This window comes from Streptomyces sp. adm13(2018) (assembly GCF_008042145.1).
Classification (GTDB): domain Bacteria; phylum Actinomycetota; class Actinomycetes; order Streptomycetales; family Streptomycetaceae; genus Streptomyces.
In genome coordinates this window covers 537,429-544,531 of record NZ_RDBH01000114.1, presented here as the reverse complement: position 1 = coordinate 544,531, position 7,103 = coordinate 537,429, and the positions used below count along the sequence as shown (strand labels likewise).

Genomic DNA, 7,103 nt, shown 5'->3' with positions numbered 1-7,103 from the left:
GGTGGGCCGGCCGTACCCAGTGCGTACGGGTGGGCCGGCCGAGGCCACGCGCCGGTACTCGCACGGGCGAGGCCACGCGCACGCGTACGCAGGCCGTCCGACGCCACGCCCGCGCGTGGGCCGCCCCGCCGAGGCCACGCGTACGCGTAGACCGGCCCCCGCAGCCACGCGCCCGTACGCGTTCCGCCGACGCCACGCCCGCGCGTACGCAGGCCGCCCGAGGCCCCGTCCTCGTACGCGTACCGCCGACGCCACGCCCGCGCGTAGCCCGGCCCCCCGGAAGCCGCGCACGCGCGTGGGGCCGGACACCCCGTCCGGCCCCACGCGCGTACCGCTCCCGTTCCCGTTCCCGCTCCCCCTCGCGGGAGCAACTCGCGGGAGCTACTCGCCCATCCCGTGCACCGCCGGGATCGTGCCGAGGCGGCCCGCCTGGAAGTCCTCGAAGGCCTGGCGGAGTTCGGCCTGGGTGTTCATGACGAACGGGCCGTAGTGGGCCATCGGCTCACGGATCGGCTGTCCGCCGAGGAGGACGACCTCCAGGTCCGGGGTGTTCCCGTCCTGCTTCTCGTCGGCGCGGACGGTCAGCGAGCCGCCCTTGCCGAAGACGGCGGTCTGGCCCGTGTGGACCGGACGCCGGTCCTCGCCCACGCTGCCGCGGCCCGCCATGACGTACGCGAGGCCGTTGAAGTCCTCGCGCCACGGCAGGGTGATCTCGGCGCCGGGCCGCAGGGTCGCGTGGATCATCGTGATCGGGGTGTGGGTGATGCCCGGCCCCTCGTGCCCGTCGAGCTCGCCCGCGATGACGCGGAGCAGCGCGCCGCCGTCGGGGGAGGTGAGCAGCTGGACCTGGCCGCCGCGGATGTCCTGGTAGCGGGGGGCCATCATCTTGTCGGCGGCGGGGAGGTTCACCCACAGCTGGAGGCCGTGGAAGAGGCCGCCGCTGACGACGAGGGACTCCGGCGGCGCCTCGATGTGGAGGAGGCCGGCGCCGGCCGTCATCCACTGGGTGTCGCCGTTCGTGATGGTGCCGCCGCCGCCCTGGGAGTCCTGGTGGTCGAAGGTCCCGTCGATGATGTAGGTGACGGTCTCGAAGCCGCGGTGGGGGTGCCAGGGCGTGCCCTTGGGCTCGCCGGGCGCGTACTCCACCTCCCCCATCTGGTCCATCATGATGAACGGGTCGAGGTACTGGTAGTTGATCCCCGCGAAGGCGCGGCGGACCGGGAAGCCCTCGCCCTCGAAGCCCGTGGGGGCCGTGGTCACGGCCAGGACGGGGCGGGGGGCCGCGTCGGCCCGTGCTGCCACGCGCGGCAGGGTGAGCGGGTTCTCGACGGTCACTGCGGGCATGACGGACCTCCTAGAGCGGCCTTCTCCGACCTTGTGCGTCACTTTAGTTGAACGATGAACTTCTTGCCACCTGGAACGCGGAACGCCCGGGAGGAATTCCTCCCGGGCGCTCTCTCCCACGTCTCGTTCCCAGCCTCCGTCAGCCGTACATCCGGCGCATCGCGAAGTCGACCATCTGTTCCACGGCCTTCGCGTCGAAGACCATCCGGTGGTCGCCCTCCATGTCGAGGACGAAGCCGTACCCGGTCGGCAGCAGGTCGATCACCTCGGCGCCGGTGATCACGAAGTACTTCGACTCCTTGCCCGCGTACCGCCGCAGCAGGGCGGGATGCAGGCCGGCATGCAGGGGGGCATGCAGGGCGGTTACGGGCAGCAGCCCCCGCTCTACCCGGAGCCCTCGCCGCCCTCCCTGGCCGACGCGGTCCGCGCCTTCACGACCGGCACGCTCGCGCCCGAGGACTTCCAGCAGATCTTCGCGACCTCCAAGGTCTACTGTCCGCGCGGTGACAACCCCGGCTTCCTGGCCCTGCACAACACCCAGCAGCCGGTCATCCCGATGTTCACCTCGCTCAAGGAGCTGCGGCGGTACGCGGGCAAGGAGTCGAAGTACTTCGTGATCACCGGCGCCGAGGTGATCGACCTGCTGCCGACCGGGTACGGCTTCGTCCTCGACATGGAGGGCGACCACCGGATGGTCTTCGACGCGAAGGCCGTGGAACAGATGGTCGACTTCGCGATGCGCCGGATGTACGGCTGACGGAGGCTGGGAAACTTCGCGATGCGCCGGATGTACGGCTGACGGAGGCTGGGAACCACGGGGGTGGAACATGGCGCTGAACGCCACTTGGGAAGAGCTGTTCGGCGGATCCGCACCGCCCGGACAGTCCGCGACGATGACCCTCGCGGGCGTCCCCGCCCCCGACTCCGGCGGCGGCGACGCGAACCTCAAGGCCGAGGAAGGGCCCTGGCACCAGGCCGGGAACACCGCGGGCGAGCTGCGCACCTCCACCACCACCTCGCTCACCGACCTCGACACGGCGAACGAGGGCGTCGGCGGCGGGACCGCCGGTTTCGACTCCTCCGGCGCCCTCGGCGAGATCCTCGGCACCTGGAAGACCCGCCTCACCGCCGTACGCGACGAGTGCGGCCGGCTGGAGGGCGCCCTGAAGAGCGCCGGCCGCGACTTCGGCGAGCGCGAGGAGACCACCAAGCGGAAGATCGCCGCCGAAGCGCCGTCCCCCGCGCGGAAGGAGGGCTGAGCACCGTGCCCACCTGGCAGCAGCTGCGCGACGCGAAGCTCGACGAGTACACGGACGCCGCCGACGGCTGGGGCAGGATCAGCTCCCGCTCGAACGCGGACAAGGACCGTGTCGACAACGGCATGTTCGCGAAGATCCACGAGACGCAGAAGGGCGAGACGGCCACCAAGGCCGGCGGCGACGTCCAGCAGCTCTCGCGCAACTACCAGTACCTGCACACCGAGTGCGGGCTGATCCGCACCGCGCTCAACGGCCTCGCCAGCGAACTCGCTTCCCCACAGAAGAAGTTGAAGCAGGCCTTGGAGGACGCCGAGAACCTGAAGTTCACGGTGAAGCCCGACGGTTCGGTGGAGTACCCGACCGACTCCTTCGTCCTCGCCCCCGGCAGCAACACCGCCCAGCACGGCGCCCCCGTCCCGCTCGCCCCCGGCAAGGGCGAGGGGGTCGGCAGCGCGGACGCCAACAAGGGCAAGGCCGAGGACATCGCGCAGCGCATCGGCGACGCCGTCCGCGAGGCGGCCGAGATCGACGGCCGGTACGCCGCCGCCCTCCGCAGGCTCAAGGCCGGCCCCGGCCTGGACGTCAGCTCCGCGGACCTCGTCGACGCCGCCGCCGACACCAAGGCCCTCCAGCAGGCCGCCGGGAAGTACGCCGACGACGACCGCATCCCCCACGGCAAGTCCCCCAAGGAGAACGCCGACTGGTGGAACGGGCTCACCCAGGAGCAGCGCGACGAGTACGCCACGCTCTACCCGGCGTCCGTCGGCGCCCTGGACGGCATCCCGTCCTCGGTCCGCGACGACGCCAACCGGACGGTCTTCGCCGAGACCAGGGCGCAGATCCTGACGGACCTGGCCAAGCCCGCGCCGAACCAGTACATCCCGAACCCGAACGGCAGTTACCCGGCCGCGGTCGTCAGCCCCGAGTACCGGCAGTGGCAGAAGGACCAGGAGCGGCTGAAGGAGCAGCTCAAGGGCAGCGACTCGATCCAGGCCCGCTTCGACGCCACCGGCCGGGAGGGGCTGCCGGAGGCGTACCTCCTCGGTTACGACAAGGACGGCATCGGCCGGGCGATCATCGCGAACGGCAACCCCGACACCGCCGACCACACCGCCGTCTACGTGCCGGGCACGACGACGAACCTGAAGGACTTCGACGGCGACATCTCCCGGATGACGGACCTCTGGTACCAGTCGCAGGCCATGGCACCGGGGCAGAACGTCTCGACGATCACCTGGTTCGGCTACGACGCCCCGCAGTCGCTCGCCCCCGACGCCATGCAGAAGGACTTCGCGTACAACGGCTCCCCCAAGCTGCTCCAGTTCATGGACGGTCTGGAGACCGTGCAGGGCGGCCCCGACGAGAGCCACACGACGATCATCGGCCACAGCTACGGCTCGACGGTGGTCGGCGACGCATCCAACAAGGGCGACCTGGCCGCGGACGACATCGTGGCGGTCGGCAGCCCCGGCATGCTCACCGGCAGGGCGGAGGATCTCGACGTCGGCAAGGACCACGTGTGGTCCGAGGCGGCGACGAGCGACGTCGTCCCGGCGGGCGGCAAGATCGCCGGACTCGGCGGCTACACGTGGGGCGTCGAGACCTGGAACGGGATTCCGTTCAACGCCGGATACGTGCAGACCGTGCCGTCGGACGAGCTGTTCGGGGCGCACCGCATGGACGTGGACACGAGCGGTCACAGCGACTACTGGACCCGCGAGTCCGAGAGCCTCAAGAACCAGGCGAAGGTCGTGACCGGACGGTACGACGAGGTGAACGAGGACTGATGAAGACCGGAAACCACCCCAGCAGAGTCCGCGGGACGGCGCTCGCCGCCCTCCTCTGCCTGACCACCCTCGCGACGGGATGCTCCATGAACGACGCCGGCGGTGCCGACGACCTCGGCTACACCCCGACGACCCTCGAGGTCGAGAAGGCGCGGACGCGCACCAAGGAGATCTCCAGCCAGGTCTTCGACATGATCGGGCTGCCGGGCGCGAAGACCACGCCGGGCGGTGCGGCCGCCTCCACCTGCAAGGAGGACCCCGAGCACCTCTTCATGATCCGGCACCCCTGGTCGGTGTACGACGCCACGGAGGAGGAGCTGAAGCAGGGCTTCGAACGGCTCCACAAGGCGCTGCCCGCCAAGGGCTGGAAGGTCGTCTCGTACGGGCCGAACAGCAGCAGGGCCAAGAGCCTGGAGCTCACGGCGGAGTCCGGGAAGGAGCACTTCGCCGTGAACGCCGAGCTGTGGGTCGGCAGCACGGACCCGAAGAAGAAGAACCTGATCGCCGTCTCCGTGGTCTCCGGCTGCTTCCGGGCCCCGGAGGGAACGGACCTGAAGGGCCTGTACTGAGCGTCGCCGCCGAGCGCGCGCACGGCGTGAGAGGGGCCCGGGGGCATGTGCCCCCGGGCCCTTTTTCTGCGGCTCGTGTCACAGATGGCGGGATAGGGGTTGCCCTTATTACTCGCGGGTAGCATCATCGTAGGTGAGTGTGGGCTACTCACCGGTAGTACGAGCACGTCCACGCACGCGTACCAGGACATCCTCCTCCCCGAGCCTTTACGGAGCCGTCGCCATGGGGCACTACAAGTCGAATCTCCGCGACATCGAGTTCAACCTCTTCGAGGTCCTCGGCCGCGACAAGGTGTACGGCTCCGGGCCGTTCGAGGAGATGGACGTCGAGACCGCCAAGAGCATCCTCGACGAGATCCGCCGCCTCGCCGAGAACGAGCTCGCGGAGTCCTTCACCGACGCCGACCGCAACCCGCCGGTCTTCGACCCGGAGACCAACACCGCCCCCGTGCCCGCCACCTTCAAGAAGTCGTACAACGCCTTCATGGAGTCCGAGTACTGGCGCCTGGGCATCCCGGAGGAGATCGGCGGCACCGTCTCCCCGCGCTCCCTGATCTGGGCCTACGCGGAACTGCTCCTCGGCTCGAACCCGGCCATCTGGATGTACTCCTCCGGCCCGGCGTTCGCCGGCATCCTCTACACCGAGGGCAACGAGCAGCAGAAGAAGGCCGCGCAGATCGCCGTCGAGAAGCGCTGGGGCTCCACCATGGTCCTCACCGAGCCCGACGCGGGCTCGGACGTCGGCGCCGGCCGCACCAAGGCCACCCAGCAGGAGGACGGCTCCTGGCACATCGAGGGCGTGAAGCGCTTCATCACCTCCGGTGAGCACGACATGGAGGAGAACATCCTCCACTACGTCCTCGCCCGCCCCGAGGGTGCCGGCCCCGGCACCAAGGGCCTCTCCCTCTTCCTCGTCCCCAAGTACGAGTTCGACTGGGAGACCGGCGAGCTGGGCGAGCGCAACGGCGTCTACGCCACCAACGTCGAGCACAAGATGGGCCTCAAGGCCTCCAACACGTGCGAGATGACCTTCGGCGACCAGCACCCCGCCAAGGGCTGGCTGATCGGCGACAAGCACGACGGCATCCGCCAGATGTTCCTCATCATCGAGTTCGCCCGCATGATGGTCGGCACGAAGGCGATCTCCACCCTCTCCACGGGCTACCTCAACGCCCTGGAGTACGCCAAGGAGCGCGTCCAGGGCACCGACCTGGCCAACTTCATGGACAAGGCCGCGCCCAAGGTCACCATCACGCACCACCCCGACGTCCGCCGCTCGCTCATGACGCAGAAGGCGTACGCCGAGGGCATGCGCTCCCTCGTGCTCTACACGGCCTCCGTGCAGGACGAGATCGCGATCAAGGAAGCGGCCGGCGAGGACGCCAAGGCGCTGCACGGCCTGAACGACCTGCTGCTCCCGATCGTCAAGGGCTACGGCTCCGAGAAGGGCTACGAGCAGCTCGCGCAGTCGCTCCAGACCTTCGGCGGCTCCGGCTTCCTGCAGGAGTACCCGATCGAGCAGTACATCCGGGACGCCAAGATCGACACCCTCTACGAGGGCACCACGGCCATCCAGGGCCAGGACTTCTTCTTCCGCAAGATCGTCCGCGACCAGGGCGCCTCCCTCAACGCCCTCTCCGAGGAGATCAAGAAGTTCCTCGCGGTCGGCGAAGGCGGCGAGGAGCTGGCCGCCGCCCGCGACGCGCTGGCCAAGGCCGCCGTCGACCTGGAGAGCATCGTCGGCACGATGATCACCGACCTCACCGCCACCGGCGAGGACGTCAAGAACATCTACAAGGTCGGCCTCAACACCACCCGCCTGCTGCTGGCCTCCGGCGACGTCGTCGTCGGCTACCTGCTGCTGCGCGGCGCGGCCGTCGCCGCCGAGAAGCTGGCCGCCGGCGCCACCGGCAAGGACGTCTCCTTCTACCAGGGCAAGATCGCGGCCGCGAAGTTCTTCGCCGCCAACGTCCTCCCGGGCGTCAGCGCCGAGCGCGCCCTCGCCGAGTCCGTCGACGGCTCGCTGATGGACCTGGACGAGGCCGCGTTCTAAGAAGAACGCGCCGAAGGCGCCCCCGGGCGCTCTCGTCCACACCGGCACGGCCCGTCCCCGGGGAGGGGGGCGGGCCGTGCCGGTGTGGACG

The 7,103-nt window shown here is 69.8% G+C and carries 6 protein-coding genes and 1 pseudogene; 5 read left to right on the top strand and 2 right to left on the bottom strand.

Annotated features, from left to right (window positions below; genetic code table 11):
• Nucleotides 1-381 precede the first annotated feature (381 nt).
• Nucleotides 382-1,344, bottom strand: coding sequence for a pirin family protein (locus EAO70_RS14865; RefSeq protein WP_148003416.1), 963 nt, complete (start codon nt 1,342-1,344; stop codon nt 382-384).
• Between the two features lie 139 nt (nt 1,345-1,483).
• Nucleotides 1,484-1,663: pseudogene (locus EAO70_RS14860) on the bottom strand (SseB family protein); the annotation flags it as partial.
• Between the two features lie 9 nt (nt 1,664-1,672).
• Here EAO70_RS14860 and EAO70_RS14855 point away from each other — a divergent pair.
• The 5 genes from EAO70_RS14855 (at nt 1,673) to EAO70_RS14835 (ending at nt 7,012) form a co-directional block, all read left to right on the top strand.
• Nucleotides 1,673-2,101, top strand: coding sequence for an SseB family protein (locus EAO70_RS14855; RefSeq protein WP_148003491.1), 429 nt, complete (start codon nt 1,673-1,675; stop codon nt 2,099-2,101).
• Nucleotides 2,102-2,171: 70 nt separating this feature from the next.
• Nucleotides 2,172-2,603: a hypothetical protein gene (locus tag EAO70_RS14850; RefSeq protein WP_148003415.1), complete on the top strand. Its 432-nt coding sequence runs from the start codon at nt 2,172-2,174 to the stop codon at nt 2,601-2,603.
• A 5-nt stretch (nt 2,604-2,608) separates the two neighbouring features.
• On the top strand, nt 2,609-4,390 hold the full coding sequence (locus EAO70_RS14845; RefSeq protein ID WP_148003414.1) for an alpha/beta hydrolase: 1,782 nt from the start codon (nt 2,609-2,611) through the stop codon (nt 4,388-4,390).
• Nucleotides 4,390-4,959 carry a hypothetical protein gene (locus tag EAO70_RS14840; RefSeq protein ID WP_148003413.1) on the top strand — a complete coding sequence of 190 codons (570 nt, stop codon included), beginning with the start codon at nt 4,390-4,392 and terminating at the stop codon, nt 4,957-4,959. The genes EAO70_RS14845 and EAO70_RS14840 overlap by 1 nt, the downstream gene beginning before the upstream one ends.
• A gap of 223 nt (nt 4,960-5,182) precedes the next feature.
• Nucleotides 5,183-7,012, top strand: coding sequence for an acyl-CoA dehydrogenase (locus EAO70_RS14835; protein WP_148003412.1), 1,830 nt, complete (start codon nt 5,183-5,185; stop codon nt 7,010-7,012).
• Nucleotides 7,013-7,103 lie beyond the last annotated feature (91 nt).